We start from the raw sequence: 23,439 nt of genomic DNA on the forward strand, positions 1-23,439 counted from the left end.
GAGACTGCGCAGGCTCGCGATCGACAGCGGGGCCGCTTCCAGCGTCTCCGCCACGTACCGCAACAGGTTGCGAGGCAGGACGGAAGAAGCGATCCATCGGACGGCCGCACGCGCGCAGAAACAGCAGTTGCAGTGCGCCGGCGACCCGGCGGTCGGATCGAAATCGCTGGCGGACCGACAGAACGTCGCCATCTCCGAGCTGAAAAAAGTGCTGGAGGTCGAAGTCCGTCAGGCGAGCGGGCAGGGCTTCCAGGCCGACGAAGTGATAGACGTAGGTGGACATGACCGGCCAATCCAGGCTGTCGAGGGACTGTACACGGCAGCCGCTGGCCGCTGCGTAAGCGGCGCCTTGACGCCCGGAAACCCGCGCCAGCAAAGGCTTCCGGAGCAAACCGTATCAAATTACATGAAAAGGACGATCACCCCGAAGCAGTCGCCGCCCGACCAGCTTCTCGTCCTCGATGGCTATGATCCGGTGATCCTCTCCCGTCGCGCGTGATGCCGATGCCGATGCGCTGGATGGCCTCGAGGCGGGTCGGCGCGATGCGCTCCGTCAACTCCGGCGGCACTCTGCCCCGGTTGGTCCACCGCTTGCTGCGTTTTCCGGGACGCACGTCACCGGCGCAACCTCAAGATGGAAAGATACTTGCGCACTGAGTTGACAGAGTTGCCGACGGCCACCACAGCGGCGCGCAATTCGCCCTCGGTGCAGCCGAGGTTCTTGGTCCAGTAGCGAAACTCATGGTCTTGGTCGAGCGCGATGAACCTGCTATCGCGGACGGGTCGGGAGGTTTCATCGGGCATGGCGTTTTCCTTCTGAGTCGTCTACAGAGTTGTCAGCTCCGACACCCTGCATGTAGGCGTCTTGCCTTCCTGCGCGTGAGTTTCTCGGAGTGCGAGCTTTCTGCCGCACGGCTATGAGGGTTTCCGCGGGAAGGCGCAGGCAGCGCTTTAGCTATTTCGAGGGAGCACATGCTTGCCGCAGGTCGCAATTGCTTTTCGCTTTCCGACAAAGCGCTGAACTTCCCTCACTCGAAGGCGACGCGCGTGGCGATGAGCACGCCGTTCACCACCCGCGCCCCTTCGATGTTGACCTTGACCCCATTGCCGAGATTGGCCACCGTCCCGTTGACGAACACCACGCCCGGACCGCTGGCGTCGACGGGCTGGCCTTTCACCCGGAAGCTCGCGGCCGAGCTGAAGTTGCCGACGGTGCCGATCAGGGTGAAGGACGCGGGTCCGCCGGCGCCCGGCACGTGGCGGATCCTGAGCTTGGAAGCCTGGAGGATGCCGTTGGACATGATGCCGCCGACTTGCACCTTGACGCCGTTGCCGACCGCGCTGGCCAGCCCGCCGGTGATCTGCGCCGCAGCGGCGTTCACCGGAACGCCGAGCACGCGCAAGGACCCCAGCCCGGCGTAGTCGGTGACGAGGCCGGCGAGCTGCACCGGCGTGGCGTTCGCCCTCGGCACCGGATACCACCACTGCACGAGGGTGGCGGGCAAGCGGCCCGGCAGCACGGTGTTGGCGCGCACGCGCACCAGCGTGCCATCGGCCAGCGCGCTGCCGTCCGGGCTGCCGGAGAGTACCGCCGCGCTGTAGTCGACCGTGAAGCCGCCGAGGGTGAAGGTGTGCCGCAGGGGATCGAGGTTTTGCACCGTGCCCGTCAGGATGGCCGCGGAGGGGCCGCGCTGCTCGATGCGCGTGGCCCGCAGGATGCCCGGTGCGCCCGGCAGGCCCCACACCTGCAGCGTGGTGCCCGGCGGGATCGCCGCGAGGCCGGCGGCATCGGCCCACACGGTGGCCTCGTCGGTGGTCACGGTGGTGCCGAGGATGACGAAGCTGCCCTGCGCGAGATCGACCGAGGAGGGCGTGCCGCGCAGATCGGCGGCGGATTCGACCCGGCGAGCGATGCCGCTGGTGAAGTCGGCGTTGACCGGCCCGGTGACCTTGGCGCTCATGCCCAGCTGCAAGGCAGGCGCGTCTTCGACGTTCAGCACCGCGGTGTCGGTGTTGTAGCGCAGGCCGTTGACGATGATGCTGCCCGAGCCGTCGACCGCGCCGACGCCGGACGCATCGGCGGTGCTCACGCCGGTGCCGCCGGAGCCGACGCCGCCGTCGCCGCCCCCGCCCGATGCAGTGGAGGTCCCGGTGCCGCCCGAGCCGGTGCCGCCGGGGGCGGAGGCCGTTCCGTCCGAGCCGCCCGAGCCAACGCCACCCTGGCCATCTCCCCCGCCGCCGCCAGCCGGGCTGCTCCCGTCGAGCGAACTCCATACCGCGCCCGACCCGGCCACGCCGGTGCCGCCGACGGCCACACCGCCGCCACCGCCGCCGCCGCCACCGCCACCGCCACCGCCACCGCACGAGACCAGCGCCCCGATCAGCAGTGCCAGAAAGCCGTTGCGCAGCCAGGAATTTGTCATCTTCTGCTTTATCGGTGCGACGTAAGTACCAAGGAAGGACGAAGGAAGGACGAAGGAAGGACGAAGGAAGGACGCGCAGCTTACTCGTCTGGTGAATCATCGAAGTAGGTATAGATGCCGACTCTGATGCGGCCCTTGGCGTCTTTCCCGGACGCTTCGAAGGCGCGCGTCATCTCGTGCGCCAGCTCGTTGTGAAGCACGGCCCAGCGCTCGCGCACCAGCCGATGGATTCGCTCGCAGTCCTCGAGCGGGATTCCGGTGGCGAACACCGAGCGTTCCAGCAAAGGCGGCTCTGCTCCCAGGGTGTTGGCCACGCCGGCCAGCAGATGGTCGCGGGCGTTGTCGCCCAGGAAGGCGAGCATGCTCTTCAGGTCCTTCGACGGGACGAAGGCGGCGGTGTTGAGCTCCACGCTGCCCGCATGCTCGATCGCCATGTCCAATCGCAGCAACTCGTCGAGGATGCTGCGGTGATGCAAGTTGCCATGCGTCGCTTGCCGGGCCAAGGCTTCGAAGGAGCTTGTTTCGCCCTCTGCCGTGATGGGCAGGACGCGGGCCGTCGGATCGTCGGCCACCCGCTGGAGCCAGAGGGTCAAAGCCTTGGCGGCTGCCGACATTTCGGTGTGCGGCAGCGGTTCTTCTGCCTCGCGCACCTTGGCCGTCACGGCCTTGCGGTTCAAGCCGGTGGTCACCGAGATCTGGCTGAGGTTGGGCTCCACGCCCTTGGCGAGCCATGCCCGGCGCGCCTCGTCGATGAGGAGTTCGCGCAGCATCAGTTCGAGGTTCGCGTGCTTGAGGCCCAGCGCCAGCGCGAGGCGAATGACTGGCCGCATCACGCGCCCGCAGGCTTCGAGCACCCAGCCCGCTTTGCGTTCGGCCTCGCTGCCCCTCTCGCCGGCGGATGCGGACATAGCCGCTTCACGCTCGGTCTTTCTAGCGCCAGTGCGTTTCGTGCCCAAAGATTCTGCTTCCCTTGGCCGCGGCGTGATGGAGTTGGTCTCTGTTGTGCGGTATGTCCGGCATCCACAAGCCGAAACGATGGTCACGGTCCCCAGAAGATGCCTTGTCGGACCAACGCAACCTGATCCCGTACAGCACGCGCAAGCTCTTGGGCAACAAGATGATCCTCAAAGGCGGGGCACGGTGCAGTAACACAAGGTTACGAACATGACAGTGAAAACAGCTTGTGTCTTACAAATGGATGCACATGAGTGTAAGAGAAGTGCTCTATTCGTGTGAATCTTTCCCACGTTAGCCGCCACTTCGGAGAGAAGAATGTCGCATTCCGTCACGCGCCAGAAGAAGGCGGCCGCCTGGAGGAGGTGCTGGCCGGCCCTTGCCTCACGACACACGAGAGGGCCTGTAGACGAAGCCTGCGCAAGGAAGGAACGCGAACGCGGCGACCGGGCTGCCGCGAGGCGTGCCAGGAAAGCGGTGCAGGCACGCATCGTTGCCGCGTTCCGAAGATTTCTTCTCGGCACCGGAAAAGGGCCTGCCGACGAAGATCTCCGGACCTTCGCTAAGCTGGCCATTGCTGAACAGCGCCTTCGGCGCCGGCTCGGACGCGCCAAGGCCCTGGGCAAGGAGCGCCGCCGTGCCCTCTAGTACCGTTGTGCTCGGTGAAAAACAGTCAGACGTCGTCTTTGCCAATCTGATTGATTTGGCGCAGGCACGCACTGGGCTGGACTCGACAGAGATCTGCGAGGCCTGCAGCACCGTCAATCTCGGCGCTGCGCGATTCTGCAAGACCTGCTCGCATAAGCTGCCAGCGTTCTATGCGGCAAGGAGCACCTTCGACGCGACACTGCAGTGGCCCCAGCGGCCCACCTCCTTGCGGAGCTGGACCTGGGACTTGGGCGCCTTCTGGCTGGTGATTACCATATTGGCAGGCGCGACAGCATGGGTCCCGGTCGTGTGACGCCAGCAGCCGGATACCTGCCATGAGCGACGCAGTCCTTCATGTAAAGCCGGACTTTGGCGAGACGGTGAGCAGGGAGCCGACGCTGGATCATTCGCCCGACGCCGCCGCGAATGAGCCGGTTCAAGCGCTGCCTTCCGCTGCGTCCAAGACAACATCGGCGCAACCCATTTGGACTGATTGGCAGCCACCAGGGCCGGCAGTTCCCCCACACCTTTTGACGCGGGTCTGCAGTGTGTGTCAGACCCTCAACAGAGACACGGCCCACTATTGCCGACGTTGTGCGCGCAAGCTCCTGCCACAGGTTGGCGAGGAATCAACGGGGCCGCAGACCCCCCCACGGTCGCGCAGCAGGTCTCGTCCTCATCAGTTGATTCATGGCCTCCAGTGCGCACACAGCGTCGGAGCAAGGTGCCGCGGTACGTCCTCGGGATTCCGGTGCCCGCTGGTGTGGATGTGTCGATCGTCTGGCTGTTGATCATCCTGGGGGTCCTGCATGCCGCTTTCGTGCTCTGGTACGTCGGTCGCTCTACGCAGCGGGGCCCACCGCGCTCTGACCCGGAGTCGGTCTCGTGGCAGAGGACGCCAGCAGGCGAAGGCCCGGCGCACGCGGCGGTGGTGCCGCCCCAAGCCGGGCCGACCGTCGCCACCCAGGCTGAGCGAGAGCCTGCCGCGCCATCGGCGAATCAGGCCCAAGGCGAACCTGTTCCCGCGCCCTCGGCCCAAGCCGAGAGCGAGTCTGCACCCGCGACCGTCGAGGCCAGGAGCGAGCCCCCGCAGTCGCCCGCCCTGGAGGCCCAGGTCGCCCAATCACCGGTAGTTACTCCTGCTGAGGACGTCCCGGCGCCCGCCCCGGCAAAGCGGAAAGCGCAGTTCAGCCCTGCAGCGCCCGAATCGACGCTTGCTTCGCCAGCGCGACCGCGAACCAGGTCTGCCACCGTTTGGGTGGCAGATGGGCAAAGGTCGGCGAAGGCCCATGAGCATCCGGTCGTGCGCGACGTGCCAAAAGCCGACGAGCCGGCGAGGATGGCCACGCCAGAAAGAAGCAACCCCACGCCTGCACTCGCTCAACCTTCGATCGTTCCCAGTGCCCCGCCCCGCGTCGGTGAACCGCGTGCCAGGCCCATTCCCGGCACGAAGTATCAGACCGCTGCGCCGCGGCCAGCAGTGCCCAGTCATTGCGACCGATATAACCCGTACGGGGAGGCGGTCTGTCTGAACGCTGTTGCGTCAGCGCGAGTGGCGCAGCCATCGCTTTCCGTTGCTGGTTCGCGCCCGACTGGAAGCGCGGCGCCCGCCAAGGGCTCTGGCGGTGGCGGTCTCAACTGGCTTTTTGCCGGCGGCGACGGCTCTGGCGGCGGCTCGGCCGGTGGTCCTGGAGCAGGTGGGCCCGGTAGTGGTGGTGCCGGCGCTGGCGCAGGCGGCGGTGGCGGTGGCCCCGGCGCAGGCGGCGGTGGCGGTGGTCCCGGCGCAGGCGGCGGTGGCGGTGGTCCCGGCGCAGGCGGCGGTGGCGGTGGCCCCGGCGCGGGCGGCGGTGGCGGTGGCCCCGGCGCGGGCGGCGGTGGCGGTGCTGGCGGTGGTGGTCCCGGAGGCGGCGGACCCGGGGGCGGCGGCCCCGCAGGAGGCGGTGGGCCCGGCGGTGGTGGTGGACCTGGTGGTGGTGGCGGCCCTGGCGGCGGTCCCGGTAGATGACACGCGGAGCTCCGAGCGAATGACTCACCATATGGACTCACCAGTGAAGGCGCGCAGAACGTATCGGCGGGTTTTCGCACGGACAGCTGTGTTCGCAACGATCTTGGTACTCGGCCTGTTGGGCTTGGGACTCATCTTCCCGCCCGAGGCGACGCAGCCCTATGCGCTCTCCGCGGGCGGGGGAGGTGAAACGAGCTACGGTTTGCGCGACCTTCAACTGCTCGTCATGATTGCCTCTTTCTTTGTTGCCATTGCTTCGTGCGTCGGGCTGTGCATTACGGGAATAATCAAGTGGCTTGACACGAGAAGCGCTCGCAAGGAAGCCAGGACGTATTCGACCAGCGTGGACAGGCGGGCCGCGGCCCTTACGACCGAACCCGCGAACGAACGCCTGCGCGCGCTGAGGGCAGTGACTACTTCATCGATCGAAGAAGCGCCCGCTCAAAAGACTTGATGCGACGATGCCTCATTCGGTGCTCACAGTGCATGACTCACTGAGGCCACTCAGCTCGTTTAAAAAACAACGCCGGCAACGGCATCATGCGCACCGTCCACAAGCCCAGGCCGACCTGGGGCCGATGGAGCGACTCGCCAGCCCTGATCAGCTTTTGTAGTTCAGCGCCCACAGCCACAACGGGCGCGGCGTCAGCAGCATCAGGGCGATCACGACGAGCGGAGCGACAGGCCATGCTCCCATGGAATGCGGGGCCACAGCAGCGCTTGCCGGCGCGCGCATAGCGGACGGCGACCACGCGCATGTTCCGATAGAGCGCTGTTTCGCGGCCTCATGCTCGGGCGGCATGCGCAGCTCGCACGCCGGCTCAAACGCCCGGTGGTCTTCCACGCCGCGCCCCGCAACGGTGACGGAACCCGCCTGCACGCGGTAGCGTGATACGGTCTGCCCCACATAACGCGCCCAGGCGCCGCTGTTGGCCAGGCGCACCGAGAAGCTCCAGTCGCCCACGTTGCCATCGCGCTCTCTGCGCATGTGCTGCAGATGGCTCGCCTTTTCCACCAGGAAGGCATCGGGCGAAATGGACTCCTCGAGGCACCATTCCCACATCGGGCGCGCAGCGGCCGGGCCCTGCCGGCCGTACTACTGGTCGCTGGCAGCGGAGAGCTCGGGATCGACCACGCCGGCCTCGTCCATGATCAACGGCGTCCCGAACCACAGCTTGACGCGGGCATCCTTCTCGTTGGCGCAGGCATCCGCCAGCACGCTCAGCGCGCCGGCGCACAGCTGGTCGTCGTTGTACAGGGTCATCATCGGCGCCGCTGACCTTCTGAGCCACCGTCAACGCGATCATCTCCAGCCTGAGCCCGCGCACGCGGCCCATCGTGCCGGTCCACTTCCAGGGCGACCGTGCGAGATGGACGAACTGATGGCGCTCGCCCGGCAGCACTGGCTGAAGGTCATTGAGGACTGCGCGCACGCCTTCGGAGAAGCAGCCGAAGTCGCCAATGGTGCCGCGTTGCGGCCGTAGTAGCAGGTCTCGCGGGCACACGCGCCCGCTGTTCAAGATCCAGTGCCTGCGCCAGTTGAGGCAACTGCGCGGCCTGAACTCTCTTGGCGGTGCTAACAACGCGCGCGCTTCTCCTGAAGCCTACGCTCAGGAGACCCGGCACGACTTGACAACGAAGGGCGCCGGGTCGGTGCCGAAGAAGGCGTTGGTGCAAGCCACCGTCCCGTTGACCGTTTTCTGCACCCAGCGCGTGTCGGCGCCATACCTCACGACGGTCGGCGCCGACATGGTGAAGCTTTGTCCCTCGTTGGCCAGGAATGCACCCGAGGGCGGCGGCGCTGGGGCTGGCGCTGGCGCTGGCGCTGGTGCGGGTGCGGGTGCGGGTGCGGGTGCAGGTGCGGGTGCGGGTGCGGGTGCGGGTGCAGGGGCAGGGGCAGGGGCAGGGGCAGGGGCGGGTGCGGGGACAGGGGCAGGGGCGGGTGCGGGCGTTGCCGTCGGAGTTACGCACGACTTCGCCATGTACGGCGCGGGGTCCGAGCCGAAGAAGGTGTTGGTGCACGCACCATTGCCGCTCACGGCCCGTTCGAGCCAACGTGTGTCGGCGCCGTAGCGCACCAGTGTGCCGTTGGGCACGGTGAAGGTGCCGCCTTCCTGCGCCAGAGTGGTGTATTGCTGGGCTGGGGCTGGGGCTGGGGCTGGCGCTGGGGCTGGGGCTGGGGCTGGGGCTGGCGCGGAAGGCGTGTCCGCGAAGCAGGCCTTCGCAGTCATCGGCGCGGGGTCCAGGCCGAAGAAGGTGCTGGAACAACTGGCACTGCCCGAGACGGTCTTGCTGATCCAGCGGGAGTCTGCGCCGAAGCTCACCAAGGCCGGGCTCGCCATGCTGAAACTACCGCCTTCGTTGGCGACCAGCTTGTCGCCCGCAGGCGGCTGGTTGCCCGGCACGACGCCAGCCGCCTGCGGCGTGAGTACCTCGCAGGCCTTGGCGAGTCCGGGTGCGGGATTGGCGCCGAAGAATTCGTTGTTGCAGGCCACGACGCCGGATGCGGTCTTCTGAACCCACTTGCTGCCGCTGCCATAGCGCACGGTGGTCGCCGTCGGCAGCGTGAAGCTCTGCCCCTGATCGGCGGCCTTGGACCAGCTCGCATCGACCTTCATGATCTTGGCCACCGAGGGCACGCCGGCACTGTCGATGACGAACAGCATGTAGTAGCCGATCGGCAGCGTGTTCGGCCCTTCGTTCAGCTCGATGTTCACCGTCGAGCTGCCCGACGCCTGCGTGAAGGGCAGCTCGAGAAAGCGCTGCTCGAAGTTGGTCGAGTGGGTCACCGAGCCGGTGCGGATCAGCGTCACGCGCTGGATCGCCCGGCCCGACGCCACCGTGATGCCGAAGGTCGAGCCGAGGTCCACCTTGGCCGGCGCGGCGTTGATCATCGGACGGGCCTGCTTCTGCCCGTTGCTGTCGAAGAGATAGGGCGGCGAATAGATCTCGGCGTTGAGGTTGACAACCGGGCCGGGCGAGCCGCCGCCGACGGAGAGCACCGTGGCATCGGGCAGCAGGATCGCCGACGAGTGATAAAGCCGCGGCTTCGCGGCCGATGCGCCGGTGGTCCAGCCGTTGGTCTTCGGGTCCCAGATCAGGGTCGAGAAGGCCGTGTCGACCAGCACGTTGTCTTCCGACGAGCCGCCGGTAACGGCCACCTTCCCGTCGGCCAGCACGGTCGCCGTGCTCCAGATGCGGTTGGTGCCGGGGCCGGCGATCGGCGTGACGACGGGCGTACTGCCGTTGACGTCCACCACCATCGCGCCGCCTTCGTCGTCCACCATCATCATGCGGCCGCGGTCGAACAGCGCCCAGGGCAGTGTCCAGTCGGTGTTCTTGGGCAGCGTGCCGATGGCGTCCATCGTCTCCGCCTCGACGTCCAGACTGAAGAGACTGCTGCCGCTGGCGATCACGACCTTGCCGTTCGGCGCCAGGAAGCCGCGCGGGTAATACCAGTCCGCCGGCCAGTGGGCGATCTTCGACAGCGTCTTCCAGCCCGAGCCCGGGGTGTAGATCTCCGGCGGTCCCGCACCGGCGCCGCTCTCGTCGATGCCGGCGGCCGTCAGCACGCGGCCGTCCGCCAGGGGATACAGCGAGCCGTACCAGCGCGCGTACTGCATCGGCGTGCCGGAGGCCTTCAGCTCCAGCAGGAGCGGATCGAACAGGTTCGTGTCGCGCACGCCCAGGTTGGGTGGCGTGCCGTCGTTCAGGCCGCGGGTATCGCCGCCCGCCAGCAGCACCTGCCCGGTGGTCGGCAGCATCACCTGGGCATTGCAGAACATGTCGGTGCGTGTGGCGTGCTGCAGCAGGCTATGGGCGCTGGTCGCCGGATTCCACACGTCGTAGTAGAGCTGCGCACCCTGGTTCCCGTCGGGGTCGGTGCCATAGCTCATGATCTTGCCGTCCGGCGTCAGGATGGCATGAATGGCATTGAGCGGCCAACTGCTTGCGGAAGACCATTGGCCCTGGATCTCGGGGCCGGCCACGCTGCCGGTCTGCAGGTTGGAACTCTTGCGCTGGGGGTGGCCATCGCCCCGATCGATGGGCGCCGGCACTTGGCGCTCGCGCGCACGCTCGCGCTCGATGTCTTCGCGCGTGCGCACGGCACGGCGGACCTTGCCTGCCTTGGCGGCGTCGCTGCTGGCGGCCTCGGGCGCGCCGGTGCCGCTGCTGCTGCTGCTGCTGCTGCTGCTGCCATCGTTCGACGCTCCCTGACCGGCGCCTGCCGAAAGGCCATTCACGCCGCTGCCACCACCGCCACAGGCGGAAATCAAGGCCGCAACGGAAAGGGCGACGACGGTCAGGCGAAAGACCTGGCACTTGCAAGACATCGGTGCTCCGCAAAATGTTAGTACTTTGCGGTTATATGTCGTGCGCCTGACATGAGCGGAAGTTTGCGAAGTTCTCCTACGGCTGGCCGCGTTGTCGGCGAACTTCGGCGTTGGGAACACGCGACGCTCCGGCCGCGTGACGTAGGACTCTTTCCCGGAAGGCCTGTCTTTGCGACCAAGGCACGCTACACCTCCACGCCCCATGCCTCACGAGCGACTTCAACAGGATTGCGCGTGCCCTTCAACGCATACAACTCGAGGGCGAAGTGGGCCGTCTGCTCTAGGTCGGCGCACCCTTCGGAGAGGCGGTGCCACTCGACGACGAAATCGTGCTGCCACTGGCGGCTGCGGTTCGGGCCGGGCCTCGTCGTCTGCACCTGTTGCTGCCAAGTCATTTTTTCCTCCTTGTCTTTCTTTCAGTGGCGGTGGTCAGCTCGCTGCGTCGAGCACGTGACTTCCACCGGTCTGAGCCATCCTAAGTTGCAGAAATGGCTCTCAGGAGAGCAGTGGACGGCTGCGGTCACGAGTTGTGACTTTGGTAATGGACGCGGGACAATCACGAGCACCCGCCTGCAGCGTCGAACTCAACGGGCTTTTCGCACAGAGCCGCGAAACCTTGTCCGAAACATAGCGATTTGGCATACACGGCAAGCAGGGGGGCGGTTGTGAGGTTTTCACATTTTTACGCACCTCTTCCAGTCCGATCCGCGTCCGCGCGACAGCGCAACGCGATGTACATTCGATGCGGCGGAGCAGCAGCGCCGGCTCGCGACGGCTTTCGACACGGCAGTGCATGAACGCTTCATCCTGGAGCAAGGCCCGCTCTTTCGCGCAAGGCTCTATCGCACCTGCCCGGAAGATCACACGCTCTTGATCAGCGCCCACCACGCCGTGTGCGATGGGTGGTCGTGGGGCGTGATATGGGGCGAGCTGGGCGCCCTGTATGCCAACGAACTGGACCTGGGCCCCCCGCTGGAACCGGCCCCTCGGGCGCAAAGATGGGTTCGTGCGCAAAGTCGGCCAGGCTCTGGCCGCTGACACGCCGTACGATCCACCAGAGAAGCGTGTAACCGGTGTTGCTGTAATATGCTCCGCCCAGTTCAATGGCTTTTGTTGGAAGACCAGGCTCAGGATGTCGCTCTCGGTGATTGTGACCTCCAGCCGCAAACCCGCCAGGGTCCCACTGGTCGCGCAGGCCGCTGGTGGGATGCAAGGTTGCGGATGGTGCTGGATGGCCCTTCCATCTGCAGCTGCGGCACGTGTTTCTTCACCGTGTCGTCCAGCGACAGCTTTCCTCCTTGTGCCAGCAGGTGGCTGGCGTAAGCCGTGAACTGCTTGGAGGGCGATTCCGCGGGGAACCGATGTTCGGCTTGATCGGAATGCCGTATTCCAAGCTGGCTTGGCCGTAGCCGCGGCCGTGGACGATCATGCGTTCTTGCACGACGGCCAGGAGCCAAACCCGGAGGATCGGGCTTGTCTCAGGCGGCGAAGACTTTGTCGGTATCGGCGAGGGGTCGCGGCGGCGGCGGAGGACCAGGCGCGAGTGCGCGCAGCCAGACCAGAAGCAAGGCCCGGCGAAGTAGCAACAACGACATTCGGACGGCCCCCTGAAGAGTTTGTAGATGCTACCCGTGCATGCAGCCTTGGGCTTACCTTGAGGTCCGAGGATCGCCCGGGGCTCGCTGCGCTCCACAATCCTCCGAACAATCGGGGTAAGCAGGTAAGCACGGTCACCGTGAAAGCTAAAGCCATGAGCGGCAACCGTTATGACGGAGCCTATCCATTCCGCGCCCGCGCAGGGCACTTGGGGTGCACCAAGAATGTAGGCGTTTTGTCATGGCCAGACCAGCCATGAAGACGGGCTTCTGCCCTCCTCAAATTGGGACTCAATGCTCATGTATACGTTTGCCTTCACGCCTACATTCGGATCTAAGCCAGACCCGTTATGCGAATTGATGGGACTGGAAAGCAGCATAGGAGTTGGATATGAGATGTGTCGTTTTCCTTGTCAGCCCCCTTGTGACGGCGGCACTGGTGATTGCCTTTGGCTGGCCCGTCCTGCTCGCAGGCTTTGCTCTTGCGTTGTGTACGCTAGTCTTCTCCACTGCAGCCACAGCCGAGGAAGCCCCAACGGCGTTGACCGCCGAAAGCAGCGGACCTCATTGCCCTCGGACAGCTGCATAGTGTGTAGCGTGGATTCGACGCAATCCGAATCACCCCGCGGACAGAGTCTTTTGATGAACTACGAGTTCTACTGATGACACCACAGGCAGAGTTCCCAACTTCCACTTCGTGGCGCACAGCGTTCCGAGACGAGTGGTTCCGTCTAGCAGACAGCCGCTCTGATGTGGGCGACATCGAGAACTGGGCAATCGAACTCTACCCAACGCATTGGCGCCGTCATCCAGTGCGGGTGGCCCGCGAGGAGTGGCATGAGTCAGCGTCAGAGTCGTGCGGTCGGAATCAATTTCCATCATCTCTGGCCAAACGAGATTTTTGTTCTCGGCTTGCTGTCTGGAAGTCCTTTGTCGTGACCGAGGCCAGTGCTCTGTTCACGACCTTGAGATCATCGTTGGCGGAGCGCGCTACGAAGCGCAAGCGCCTGGGTGTTTGCGACCCGCACTGACTCGAGTATTGCGGAGGGGCTGGAAACAGTTTTGGCATTTCCAAGAAGCCCTCGCGCAAGTCGCCTTCAAGAACTGAGCTACGCGCGAACTCAACTTGGGTGGGGAAAAGCTCATGAACTCGCGATCAACAATGCGCAGCGGGCGACGACGTCTGTTGAGCCTGTCCGGAATTTTGTGTGCGAGGCATAGCATGACGACCAGGAGCATGCATGCCAAGTGTCAACCGCCGATGTAGATCTGACCCCCTGATCGCCGAAGTAAATCTGCCCCACCCCAGGTCGCGATCGATGCGCTGTTCGGGCGCGGAGCGCGTAGTCCGAGGCGGCCGAGCAGCGCGCGGCGCCGGTCATGTCACCGACGTGGCCCTCCTTGCCGCCTGGCCGGCATTGCGTTTGTCTTTCAATCGGAAGCTCTCGCCCGTGATCTGCACGATGTGGGCGTGGTGCAGCAACCGGTTCAGCATTGCCGCCGTCAGCGTCTTGTTGTCCGCGAAGGCGCTCGCCCACTGCGTGAACGGCAGGTTGCTCGTGAGCAGCATCGAGCCACGCTCGGAGCGCTTGGCCACTACGTTGAAGCACAGGTTGGCTTCGTCCGGCCCGAACGGGAGGTGGCCGATCTCCTCGATCGCCAACGGCTTCGGTCCGAGCACGGCTCGGTTGAAGTATTCCTTCAGCCGGCTCTGCGCTTTGGCCGCTGCCAGTTGCATCATGAGGTTTGGCCGCGGTGATGAAGGGGGCCTTGTGTCCCGCCATCACGCGCGGTGGCACAGTGCCAACGCGACATGGGTCTTGCCGACGCCGCTTGGCCCGGGCAGCACCACGTTCTCGGCCGAACTGCTCCAGCGTCTTCATGGAGGGCATTGTCGCCAGGCGCATCATGGTGACGCGCTTGCGCTCCTCTCGTGCCACGAACTCGCTGGCAATGACCTTCTCGAGGAAGTCTGCGAAGCTGGTTCTCCCAGCCGCTTGAGGATATCGAAGGCCGTCATTCCGGCTGCCGCTTAGATCAACCGGCGGATGTCATGACCGCCTTCTTGGAAAGGTGTGCCCGTTTGCTTAGCGCTGTGCCCTTGATGCACGGCGGCGAGGCCTTTGGCGATCACCAAGGTTTGCGTTGACTCCGCTGTCGTGCCATTCCGTCGGTTCCAGCCCGCCACCGCCAAGCCGCGCGCGGATAGTTAGGCAGGACAAAAGTACCGACTTTTCGAAGCCGCCCTAGGACTTGTTGATGAGGACTGAAAGGACATTCCTCCCATGTGTTTCAACCATCAGTGATGTCAAATTTGCAAACAAAAGCAGTACGTCATTGACGCAGGCACGCCGGCTTTCCGGCGCTCACCAAGGAAGCACATGACCGCGATTACCGGCTCCAACAGCAACGACCTTCTCACCGGCACGGCCGGCAGCGACACCATCAACAGCGGCAACGGGGACGACAGCATCAGCGGCGGAAGCGGCAACGACTCAATCAATGGTGGCGCGGGAGACGACAGGCTCGATGGCGACAGCGGTAGCGACCAGCTCAACGGGGGATCGGGGAACGACACCCTGGTCTACAACGTGAGCGAAAACATCGCAGCAGGCACCAAGGACGTATATACGGGCGGCGTGGGGGTCGATACGCTCGAGCTCCAGCTCACGCGGGCGCAGTGGCTGGACGCCGCCACCCAGACGCAGATCGCCGCCTATCTGGCCCATCTTGCGGCAGTGACCAATGCCCTGACCGGCGAAGTTTCCAATGGCGCCGCCAGCGATTTCGTTTTCAGGTTCGGGTCATCCACGCTGACGCTGCAGATGACCGAAGTCCTGAGAGTCCTCGTGGACGGTGTCCAGCTGAACCCGGCCAACGAGGCGGTGAGGGCGCTGGGCGATGCGGGGACGGCGACTGAAGACGATCCAGGGGTGCAGATCCACGTGCTGCAGAACGATCTGGTCCCTGACCTGGTCAAGAGCTTGGCGTTGGCCTCGGCTCCGGCTCACGGCACGGCGACGCTCGTCCAGCCGGCGATGGACGATCCATCGACTTGGCATTTCCAATACCAGCCCCGTGCGGCCGATTTCCAGCACCTGGCGGCCGGCGAGAGCGCGACCGACACCTTCACTTACGAGGTGAAGGATGCCGACGGAGGCACAGGCCAGGCCACGGTGACCATCACCATCACTGGCAGCAACGACGGTCCGGTGATCACAGCGCAGGACCTGACGGGCGCGGTGGGCGAGCAGCTTGCGCCGGCGGGCCAGTTGAGCGACAGCGGCGTCATCGGGTTCAGCGATGCGGACCTGAGCGATGTGCACCTGGTGAGCGCCACGGGCATGCCGGTCGGCAGCGTGCTGGGCAGCCTGACGGCGGTCGTGGACAGCGACAGCACAGGCACCGGCACGGGCGGCCAGCTCACCTGGACCTACACCGTGGACGCGACGGCCGTCGAGTACCTCGCTGCAGGCGAGACGCGGGTCGAGAGCTTCACCATCACGCTGGACGACCAGCACGGCGGTCTCGTGACCAGACAAATCGATGTGACCATCACCGGCGCCAATGACGTGCCGGCAATCAGCGCTGCGGACGCGAGCGGAGCGGTGACCGAAGACGCGGCGACGCCGACCCTGAGCGACAGCGGCACGATCCGCTTCGACGACGTGGACCTGAGTGACGCGCACAGCGTCAGCGTGATGGTCGATCCGGCCAACATGCTCGGCGGGGTGCTGACGCCCGTCGTTGACGACGCCGCCACGGACGCGGGCGACGGCACCGTGAGCTGGAACTACAGCGTCTCCAACGCGGCCACGCAGTATCTGGCTGCCGGCCAGACGGTAACGGAGAGCTTCACCGTGCGCATCGGCGACGGTCATGGGGGCGCGGTTGATCAGCAAGTCTCGGTAACCGTCACTGGAACGAACGATGTGCCGGTGATCGGCGGTGTGGCGAGCGGTGCGGTGAGCGAGGATGCCTCGACCCCGAGCCTGAGCACCAGCGGTGCGCTGACGATTGCTGATGTGGACCAGGGCCAGTCCAACTTCACGCCCCAGGTCGGCACCGCTGGCAGCAATGGCTACGGCAGCTTCACGCTGGCGGCCGACGGCAACTGGACCTACACGGCCGACAATGGCCAGAGCGCGATCCAGCAGTTGGGCGCAGGTCAATCGATCAGCGACAGCTTCACCGCGGTCTCGTCCGATGGAACGGCGAGCCAAGTGGTGACGGTGACCATCACCGGGACCAATGACGTGCCGGTGATTGGCGGTGTGGCGAGCGGTGCGGTGAGCGAGGATGCCTCGACGCCGAATCTGAGCACCAGTGGTGCGCTGACGATTGCCGATGTGGACCAGGGCCAGTCCAACTTGACGCCGCAGGCGAGCACCGCCGGCAGCAACGGCTACGGCAGCTTCACGCTGGCGGCCGACGGCAACTGGACCTACACGGCCGACAATGGCCAGAGCGCGATCCAGCAGTTGGGCGCAGGTCAAACGATCAGCGACAGCTTCACCGCGGTGTCGTCCGATGGAACGGCGAGCCAAGTGGTGACGGTGACCATCACCGGGACCAATGACGTGCCGGTGATTGGCGGTGTGGCGAGCGGTGCGGTGAGCGAGGATGCCTCGACGCCGAATCTGAGCACCAGTGGTGCGCTGACGATTGCCGATGTGGACCAGGGCCAGTCCAACTTGACGCCGCAGGCGAGCACCGCCGGCAGCAACGGCTATGGCAGCTTCACGCTGGCAGCCGACGGCAACTGGACCTACACGGCCGACAACAGGCAGAGCGCGATCCAGCAGTTGGGCGCAGGTCAATCGATCAGCGACAGCTTCACCGCGGTCTCGTCCGATGGAACGGCGAGCCAAGTGGTGACGGTGACGATCACTGGTACCAATGACGTGCCGGTGATTGGCGGAGTGGCGAGCGGTGCGGTGAGCGAGGATGCCTCGACGCCGAATCTGAGCACCAGTGGTGCGCTGACGATTGCCGATGTGGACCAGGGCCAGTCCAACTTCACGCCCCAGGTCGGCACCGCCGGCAGCAACGGCTACGGCAGCTTCACGCTGGCGGCGGATGGCACTTGGACCTATGCGGCCGACAACAGCCAGAGCGCGATCCAGCAGCTGGGCGCAGGTCAATCGATCAGCGACAGCTTCACCGCGGTGTCTTCCGATGGAACGGCGAGCCAAATGGTGACGGTGACCATCACCGGAACCAACGACGTGCCGGTGATTGGCGGCGTGACCAGCGGCGCAGTGGTCGAGGATGCCTCAACCCCGAACCTGAGCACCAGCGGTGCGCTGACGATTGCCGATGTGGACCAGGGCCAGTCCAACTTCACGCCCCAGGTCGGCACCGCCGGCAGCAACGGCTACGGCAGCTTCACGCTGGCGGCGGATGGCACTTGGACCTATGCGGCCGACAACAGCCAGAGCGCGATCCAGCAGCTGGGCGCAGGTCAATCGATCAGCGACAGCTTTATCGCGGTGTCGTCCGACGGAACGGCGAGCCAAGTGGTGACGGTGACGATCACCGGGACCAACGACGTGCCGGTGATCGGCGGCGTGGCCAGCGGCGCAGTGATCGAGGATACCTCGACCCCGAGCCTGAGCACCAGCGGTGCGCTGACGATTGCTGATGCGGACCAGGGCCAGTCCAACTTCACGCCCCTGGTCGGCACCGCTGGCAGCAATGGCTACGGCAGCTTCACGCTGGCGGCCGAAGGCAACTGGACCTACACGGCCGACAACAGCCAGAGCGCGATCCAGCAGCTGGGCGCAGGTCAATCGATCAGCGACAGCTTCACCGCGGTCTCGTCCGATGGAACGGCGAGCCAAGTGGTGACGGTGACGATCACCGGGACCAACGACGTGCCGGTGATTGGCGGCGTGGCGAGCGGTGCGGTGAGCGAGGATGCCTCGACGCCGAATCTGAGCACCAGTGGTGCGCTGACGATGGCCGATGTGGACCAGGGCCAGTCCAACTTCACGCCGCAGGCGAGCACCGCCGGCAGCAACGGCTATGGCAGCTTCACGCTGGCAGCCGACGGCAACTGGACCTACACGGCCGACAACAGGCAGAGCGCGATCCAGCAGTTGGGCGCAGGTCAATCGATCAGCGACAGCTTCACCGCGGTCTCGTCCGATGGAACGGCGAGCCAAGTGGTGACGGTGACCATCGCCGGCACCAACGATGCCCCCGTCCTGAGCGCTGCCGCGACACCTGTGCTGACTTCGGTCAACGAAGATGCCGGCGCACCATTCGGAGCCGTCGGAACGCTCGTATCCAGCCTGGTGAATCTGAACCCACCGGCCGGCGGCCTCGACAACGTGAGTGATGCGGACAACGGTTCGGTCACCGGCATCGCTTTGACAAGCGTGAATGCTGCCAACGGAAGCTGGTGGTACTCCATGAACGGCGGTGCCACCTGGGCGACGGTGGGTGCGGTGACGAACTCGTCCGCACTGCTGTTGGCTGCGGACGCCAACACGCGGATCTATTTCCAGGGGGATTCGAACTTCAGCGGGACGGTCAGCGACGGCATGACCTTCCGTGCGTGGGACCAGTCGAGCGGCACGGCGGGTACGACGGTGAACACCCTGACGAATGGAGGCAGCTCCGCATTCTCGAGCGCGACGGATACGGCGAGCATCACCGTCGCCGCGGTGAATGACCACCCGGTCGCCTTGGCTGACCGGATCATCGTGTCGAACAGCACGCTGGTCACGCTGTCGGTGAACTCGCTCCTCGGTAACGACACGGACATCGACGGTTTCGCTTTAGCCATCACCGGCGTCGGCAGCGCAGTCGGAATCTCCGGCCTCACCCTGGACACCACCAACGGCACAATCAGCTTCACCAGCGGAAACACCGTGGGTGCCACGGCCGGCAGCTTCCAGTACACCGTATCGGACGGCGCCGGGGGCATCGCGACGGCGACGGTGACGATCGACATCAGAGCCGTGTCCAACGGGAACAATGCCGACACCATCAATCTCAGCACGGCCGGTACGTACCAGGCCTCCTACATCGACGGCCGCGGCGGTGCCGACGAGCTGGCGGGTGGTGCAGCCGGCGACGTCTTCATCGGAGGGGCCGGCAACGGTAGTGACGCGCTGACCGGCTCTCACGGCAACGATCTTCTGGTCGGCGGTGGCGGCAACGACACGCTGTCCGGCGGCGCTGGCAACGACGTGCTCCGTGGTGGCACCGGCAACGGTGACACGATGGACGGCGGCGCCGGCAGCGAAGACCTGCTCGACTTCTCGGACGGTACTGTGGCAATCAATTTCACGCTCGTGCAGAGTACTGGCTCGACCAGCATCGCCAACGACACGGGTGGTCTCGGCCAAAACGACACTTATCAGAATATCGAAGGCGTGATCGGCACGAACCTGGCCGACACCCTTACCGGCAGCGCCGAGAACGACATCATCCGCGGCGGCGCCGGCAACGATACGCTCGACGGCGCGGGTGGCAACGCCGACCTGCTCGATTTCTCCGACGGCACCGCCGGGCTGACGTTCACGCTGACGCAAAGCAGCAGTGCAACGAGCTTCAACACCGGCGCCGCCGGGCTCGGCACCGACAGCTACCGAAACTTCGAAGGCGTCATCGGCACGGCTTTTGCCGACGCCCTCTCCGGCTCCGCGTCGAACGACCAGTTGCGCGGCGGCGGCGGCAACGACGCGATCAACGGCCTCGCCGGGGACGATCGCATCGTCGGCGGGACCGGCGCCGACATCCTCACCGGCGGCGCTGACAACGACACCTTCGTCTTCGATTCGGCACCCAACGCGGTCGATTCGATCACCGACTTCGACGCCTCGGGTTCTGCCGCCAGCGGCGACCTGCTCGAGCTGTCGCTCAGCACCTTCACTGCGCTGTCGACCGCGAGCGGCAGCACCCTGGCGGCGAGCGAGTTCGCATCGGTGAGCGGCGGTGGTGCCGGAGATGCAGTAGGTGCGGACGTTCACGTGATCTACGACAGCGCCACGGGCAGCCTCTACTACGACTCGGACGGCCTTGGCGCCGCCAACCGTACGCTGGTAGCGACGCTGACACTGAGCAATCCGGGTGACACCTTCGACAACAACGACATCAAGGCCGGCTCATGAGACATCCGATGTCGACGTTGTCGAATGATCGGCCGGCGACATGAAGCCTCTCCTTCGGCTCCTGGAGCGGCCGCTTCTGTTCGTCGCCGGCTTCTCCTTCTTCGTGAACCTGCTGCTGCTCGCGCCCGCGCTCTTCATGCTGCAGGTCTTCGACCGCGTGCTGACGAGCCAGAGCCAGGAGACGCTGCTCGTGCTGCTGCTCGGCGTGGCCGTGGCTCTCGGCCTGATGGCGGTGTTGGATTACCTGCGTGGCCGACTGCAGGGCGTCGCCGGCAATTTGATCGCGGAACAGCTGTCACCAGCCGTGGCCAAGCTCATGCTGGGCCACGCGGCGCGCCGCGCAGAGCGCTCGACGTCCGAAGGCTTGCGCGACGTGGCGGCGCTGCGCAACCTGTTTTCCGCGCAGGGGCTGCTGGCGCTGTTCGACATGCCTTGGGCCTTTGTCTACGTCGCTGTCATCTGGCTGGCGCATCCGCTGCTGGGCATGGCGGCCGCCGCCGCATCCGTGCTGATGCTCGCTCTCGCGGTGGTGAACGACCGTGTCACGCGCCGCGACATCGAAGCCTTGCAGAAAGAGGCCGCCAGGACCACGCGCTACCTCGAGGGCTCGATGCAGAATGCAGAGCTCGCGCAGTCCCTTGGGATGGGTGACGCGCTGATCGCGCGCTGGCGCCAACTCAACACAGGCGTCACCGCGCTGCAGGGCCCGACCGCCCGCAAGTCGGTCGCAATGGCGGTACTCACGCGAACCACGCGCCAGGCGGTCCAGGTCCTGTTGCAGGCACTGGGCGCCTACCTCGTCATCACCGGCGAAGGCACGCCGGGCATCCTGGTGGCCTGCACCATCCTGTTAGGCCGGGCACTGGCGCCGGTCGAGCAAGTGGTGGGGAGCTGGCGGGTGCTGGCCGAGGGGCGGCTCGCCTACTCGCGCTTGTCCGAGCTGTTGGGTGCCGCCGAGCGCCAGCCGGAACGCATGACGCTGCCGGCCCCGAGCGGCCGCCTGCATACGCAGGGCCTGGTGTTCCGGGCGCCGCAGAGCGAGCGGATGATCCTGGCCGGCGTTTCGCTGAGCCTGGAGCCCGGCGAGTCGCTCGCCATCACCGGCCCGAGCGGTGCCGGCAAGTCGACCCTGGTGCGCCTGCTGACCGGGCTTTGGAAGCCCCATGCGGGCGTCGTGCGGCTGGACGGCGCAGATCTTGCGCATTGGCCGCGCGAAGCGCTCGGCCCCTGGCTGGGCTATGTGCCGCAGGGCGTCGAGCTGTTTGCCGGCACCGTTGCGGAAAACATCGCGCGGCTGGGCGAAGTCGACGCGGACAAGGTCGTGCAGGCGGCGCAGCGCGCCGGCGTGCATGCGCTGATCCTGTCGCTGCCGCAGGGCTACGACACCGTCATCGACAGCATGGGCGTGATGCTGTCGCCCGGCCAGCGCCAGCGCATCGCTCTGGCGCGCGCGCTCTACGGCAACCCGAAGCTGCTGGTGCTGGACGAGCCCAATTCCAACCTGGATGGCGCGGGCGAACTGGCACTGGCAGAGGCCTTGAAGGCGCTGCGCGGCCAAGTCACCGTGATCGTCGTCACGCACCGCAGCACGCTGGTGCAGCACATGGACAAGCTGCTGGTGCTGGAGGCCGGCAGGGTACAGCAGTACGGACCGGTGGCGGAGGTCATGCAGTCGATCAAGCGAGCCGGGCAGAACACCGGCGGGGCGCAGGTGGTAATGATGCCCCGCCCTGTGGAGAAGGTGTCATGAATCCCACTGCCAACGCGCTTGCGGCCAACGACCCGCTGGCGCTCCATGTGCGCGAAGCGCGCGGCCTGACGCACTGGGGCATGACCGTGCTGGCCTGCGGACTGCTGCCGGCCGCCGCGTGGCTGAGCTTCGCTCCGCTGTCGTCCGCCGTGATCGCGCAGGCCCATGTGAAAGTGGACCTGAACCGGCGACCGGTGCAGCATGCCGAAGGCGGCATCGTGCGCGAGGTGCTGGTACGCGACGGCCAGCATGTGCGGCAGGGGGAACCATTGCTGGTGCTCGGCGATGTCTCGGTCGACGCCGATAGGAACCGGCTCGACCACCGCGTCCAGACCGAGCGGGCCAGCCTCGCGCGGCTGGACGCGGAGCAGACCATGGCGCGCGCGGTCGCCTTCCCGCCCGATGTGGTCGAGACCGCGGCAGCCGACCCGCGTCTGGCCGTGCAATTGGACAAGGAGAGCGCACTGTTCGAGGCGCGGCGCGATGCGCTGGGGGGGCAGGTGCGTCTGCTGCGTTCGCAGCGCGAGAAGGTGGCAGAGGAGATCGTCGCACTGCGGGCCCAGATCATGCAGGCGAGCGAGTCGATGAAATCCCAAAAGAACGATCTGGAGACGCACCGCAAGCTGCTCAAGGATGGTTTCGTCTCGGCCGCGCGCATCGCACAGCTCGAAGGCACCGTCGCCGACTACGGCGTGAAGCTCGAGGAGCGGCGGGCGGAGTTGGCGCGCGCCGAGCAGCGCACGGTCGATGCCGACCTGCGCATCCGGGCGTTGGAGAGCGACTACCGACAGCAGGCGAGCGACCAACTCAAGGTCACGGCGGCGCGACTCGCCGAGATCGAGCAGGAGCGGCGCAAGTCGGCCGACGCCTCGGCGCGCCAGGTGATCACGGCACCGGCCAGCGGCGAGGTCATCGATCTGAAGTATTCGACGCCCGGCGCGGTGATCCCGCCTCGCGAGACCATTGCCGACATCGTACCGGACAACACCCGCCTGGTGACCGATGCGCGCGTGCATCCCGAGGACATCGGCCGCATCCACCGTGGCCAGCCGGCCGACATCCGCTTCACGGCGTTCAAGTACCGGACCACGCAGCTGGTGCACGGCAAGGTGGTCTATGTGTCGGGCGACCGCCTGATCGACCGTGCGACCAGCGCTCCCTACTACTCGGTGCTGGTCGAGGCCGATCCGGCTTCGCTCGCGACGGCCGGGGACCTGAAGCTGCTGGCCGGCATGCCCGCCGAGATCTACCTGCAGGGAGACGAGCGCACCGCCCTCCAGTACCTGTTGGAGCCTATCACCCAGTTGCTGCGCCGCGCCGCGCGCGAGCGTTAGTTCGCCGCATGTGCTGCGACCCGGCCAGATCGAGCCTGGAGGCCATTCCATTTTGGGGTATGCAGTCCTGGATGATTGAGCTTCGAGGAGGGAAGCTGCGCGGTTTCTGCACCGGAGGTCCTGCAGCTGCGGGCGTGCTGCGCAGCATCAGCCGCTGATGTCGCGGCGCATTCTGGTGCGTGGCGACACGAGCGTCGCCTGGCTTCACCATAAACGCCGAACAAGAGTAAGACCATGCTGTCGATTGGATGGCAAAGGCCTTCATTGCAGTGG

At 65.9% G+C, this 23,439-nt stretch carries 15 protein-coding genes and 2 pseudogenes; 8 read left to right on the top strand and 9 right to left on the bottom strand.

Features of this window, described 5'->3' with window-relative positions; all coding sequences use genetic code 11:
• A partial coding sequence (locus tag AC3A6Y_RS33435) for a hypothetical protein (protein WP_487872516.1) occupies nt 1-499 on the top strand: 499 nt, incomplete at its 5' end.
• Nucleotides 500-615: 116 nt separating this feature from the next.
• On the opposite strand, the gene AC3A6Y_RS33440 is transcribed toward AC3A6Y_RS33435, so the two are convergent.
• The 3 genes from AC3A6Y_RS33440 to AC3A6Y_RS33450 form a co-directional block, all read right to left on the bottom strand.
• Nucleotides 616-804, bottom strand: coding sequence for a DUF3606 domain-containing protein (locus AC3A6Y_RS33440; RefSeq protein WP_487872517.1), 189 nt, complete (start codon nt 802-804; stop codon nt 616-618).
• Nucleotides 805-1,028: 224 nt separating this feature from the next.
• Nucleotides 1,029-2,423 carry a DUF5666 domain-containing protein gene (locus AC3A6Y_RS33445; protein ID WP_487872518.1) on the bottom strand — a complete coding sequence of 465 codons (1,395 nt, stop codon included), beginning with the start codon at nt 2,421-2,423 and terminating at the stop codon, nt 1,029-1,031.
• 80 nt (nt 2,424-2,503) lie between these two features.
• On the bottom strand, nt 2,504-3,379 hold the full coding sequence (locus tag AC3A6Y_RS33450; RefSeq protein WP_487872519.1) for a DUF6502 family protein: 876 nt from the start codon (nt 3,377-3,379) through the stop codon (nt 2,504-2,506).
• A 491-nt stretch (nt 3,380-3,870) separates the two neighbouring features.
• On the opposite strand from AC3A6Y_RS33450, the gene AC3A6Y_RS33455 reads away from it, so the two are divergent.
• Together AC3A6Y_RS33455 and AC3A6Y_RS33460 are read left to right on the top strand one after the other, a co-directional pair.
• Entirely contained in the window at nt 3,871-4,338 is a 468-nt protein-coding gene (locus tag AC3A6Y_RS33455; protein WP_487872520.1) for a hypothetical protein, read from the top strand.
• A gap of 1,225 nt (nt 4,339-5,563) precedes the next feature.
• Complete coding sequence (locus tag AC3A6Y_RS33460) at nt 5,564-6,484, top strand: hypothetical protein (protein ID WP_487872521.1); 921 nt, start codon at nt 5,564-5,566, stop codon at nt 6,482-6,484.
• A gap of 147 nt (nt 6,485-6,631) precedes the next feature.
• Here AC3A6Y_RS33460 and AC3A6Y_RS33465 read toward each other — a convergent pair whose 3' ends face one another.
• Together AC3A6Y_RS33465 and AC3A6Y_RS33470 are read right to left on the bottom strand one after the other, a co-directional pair.
• Nucleotides 6,632-7,093: a hypothetical protein gene (locus AC3A6Y_RS33465; protein WP_487872522.1), complete on the bottom strand. Its 462-nt coding sequence runs from the start codon at nt 7,091-7,093 to the stop codon at nt 6,632-6,634.
• A 33-nt stretch (nt 7,094-7,126) separates the two neighbouring features.
• Nucleotides 7,127-7,294, bottom strand: a complete 168-nt coding sequence (locus AC3A6Y_RS33470) for a hypothetical protein (RefSeq protein ID WP_487872523.1) — start codon at nt 7,292-7,294, stop codon at nt 7,127-7,129.
• A 106-nt stretch (nt 7,295-7,400) separates the two neighbouring features.
• On the opposite strand from AC3A6Y_RS33470, the gene AC3A6Y_RS33475 reads away from it, so the two are divergent.
• Nucleotides 7,401-7,514 (top strand): DegT/DnrJ/EryC1/StrS family aminotransferase, encoded by a 114-nt coding sequence (locus AC3A6Y_RS33475; RefSeq protein WP_487872524.1) that lies wholly within the window; start codon nt 7,401-7,403, stop codon nt 7,512-7,514.
• Between the two features lie 126 nt (nt 7,515-7,640).
• Here the strand turns inward: AC3A6Y_RS33475 and AC3A6Y_RS33480 are convergent, their stop codons facing one another.
• Both AC3A6Y_RS33480 and AC3A6Y_RS33485 read right to left on the bottom strand, forming a co-directional pair.
• Nucleotides 7,641-10,364: a galactose oxidase early set domain-containing protein gene (locus tag AC3A6Y_RS33480; RefSeq protein WP_487872525.1), complete on the bottom strand. Its 2,724-nt coding sequence runs from the start codon at nt 10,362-10,364 to the stop codon at nt 7,641-7,643.
• Between the two features lie 185 nt (nt 10,365-10,549).
• On the bottom strand, nt 10,550-10,759 hold the full coding sequence (locus tag AC3A6Y_RS33485; protein ID WP_487872526.1) for a hypothetical protein: 210 nt from the start codon (nt 10,757-10,759) through the stop codon (nt 10,550-10,552).
• Nucleotides 10,760-11,042: 283 nt separating this feature from the next.
• Here AC3A6Y_RS33485 and AC3A6Y_RS33490 point away from each other — a divergent pair, with 283 nt between their 5' ends.
• Entirely contained in the window at nt 11,043-11,402 is a 360-nt protein-coding gene (locus tag AC3A6Y_RS33490) for a condensation domain-containing protein (RefSeq protein ID WP_487872558.1), read from the top strand.
• Here the strand turns inward: AC3A6Y_RS33490 and AC3A6Y_RS33495 are convergent.
• Both AC3A6Y_RS33495 and AC3A6Y_RS33500 read right to left on the bottom strand, forming a co-directional pair.
• Nucleotides 11,359-11,821, bottom strand: a pseudogene (locus AC3A6Y_RS33495) (serine hydrolase domain-containing protein); the annotation flags it as partial. The gene AC3A6Y_RS33490 and the pseudogene AC3A6Y_RS33495 sit on opposite strands and share 44 nt — an antisense overlap.
• A 1,516-nt stretch (nt 11,822-13,337) precedes the next feature.
• Nucleotides 13,338-13,811, bottom strand: a pseudogene (locus AC3A6Y_RS33500) (ATP-binding protein).
• Nucleotides 13,812-14,340: 529 nt separating this feature from the next.
• On the opposite strand from AC3A6Y_RS33500, the gene AC3A6Y_RS33505 reads away from it, so the two are divergent.
• Genes AC3A6Y_RS33505 through AC3A6Y_RS33515 form a run of 3 tightly spaced genes read left to right on the top strand, consistent with a single transcriptional unit; the run spans nt 14,341 to nt 23,166 of the window.
• Nucleotides 14,341-20,082, top strand: a complete 5,742-nt coding sequence (locus tag AC3A6Y_RS33505; protein WP_487872527.1) for a VCBS domain-containing protein — start codon at nt 14,341-14,343, stop codon at nt 20,080-20,082.
• Between the two features lie 40 nt (nt 20,083-20,122).
• On the top strand, nt 20,123-21,832 hold the full coding sequence (locus AC3A6Y_RS33510) for a type I secretion system permease/ATPase (RefSeq protein WP_487872528.1): 1,710 nt from the start codon (nt 20,123-20,125) through the stop codon (nt 21,830-21,832).
• Complete coding sequence (locus AC3A6Y_RS33515) at nt 21,829-23,166, top strand: HlyD family type I secretion periplasmic adaptor subunit (protein ID WP_487872529.1); 1,338 nt, start codon at nt 21,829-21,831, stop codon at nt 23,164-23,166. Before AC3A6Y_RS33510 ends, AC3A6Y_RS33515 begins: the two co-directional genes overlap by 4 nt.
• The last annotated feature ends 273 nt before the right edge of the window (nt 23,167-23,439 follow it).

It is taken from the genome of Variovorax sp. Soil_C_17, assembly GCF_057657265.1.

What these genes read in the sequence shown, in the direction of transcription:
- AC3A6Y_RS33440 (WP_487872517.1), bottom strand. Translation starts at nt 804, where the DNA reads ATGCCCGATGAAACCTCCCGACCCGTCCGCGATAGCAGGTTCATCGCG.
- AC3A6Y_RS33445 (WP_487872518.1), bottom strand. Translation starts at nt 2,423, where the DNA reads ATGACAAATTCCTGGCTGCGCAACGGCTTTCTGGCACTGCTGATCGGG.
- AC3A6Y_RS33465 (WP_487872522.1), bottom strand. Translation starts at nt 7,093, where the DNA reads ATGTGGGAATGGTGCCTCGAGGAGTCCATTTCGCCCGATGCCTTCCTG.
- AC3A6Y_RS33470 (WP_487872523.1), bottom strand. Translation starts at nt 7,294, where the DNA reads ATGACCCTGTACAACGACGACCAGCTGTGCGCCGGCGCGCTGAGCGTG.
- AC3A6Y_RS33475 (WP_487872524.1), top strand. Translation starts at nt 7,401, where the DNA reads ATGGACGAACTGATGGCGCTCGCCCGGCAGCACTGGCTGAAGGTCATT.
- AC3A6Y_RS33480 (WP_487872525.1), bottom strand. Translation starts at nt 10,364, where the DNA reads ATGTCTTGCAAGTGCCAGGTCTTTCGCCTGACCGTCGTCGCCCTTTCC.
- AC3A6Y_RS33485 (WP_487872526.1), bottom strand. Translation starts at nt 10,759, where the DNA reads ATGACTTGGCAGCAACAGGTGCAGACGACGAGGCCCGGCCCGAACCGC.
- AC3A6Y_RS33505 (WP_487872527.1), top strand. Translation starts at nt 14,341, where the DNA reads ATGACCGCGATTACCGGCTCCAACAGCAACGACCTTCTCACCGGCACG.
- AC3A6Y_RS33510 (WP_487872528.1), top strand. Translation starts at nt 20,123, where the DNA reads ATGAAGCCTCTCCTTCGGCTCCTGGAGCGGCCGCTTCTGTTCGTCGCC.
- AC3A6Y_RS33515 (WP_487872529.1), top strand. Translation starts at nt 21,829, where the DNA reads ATGAATCCCACTGCCAACGCGCTTGCGGCCAACGACCCGCTGGCGCTC.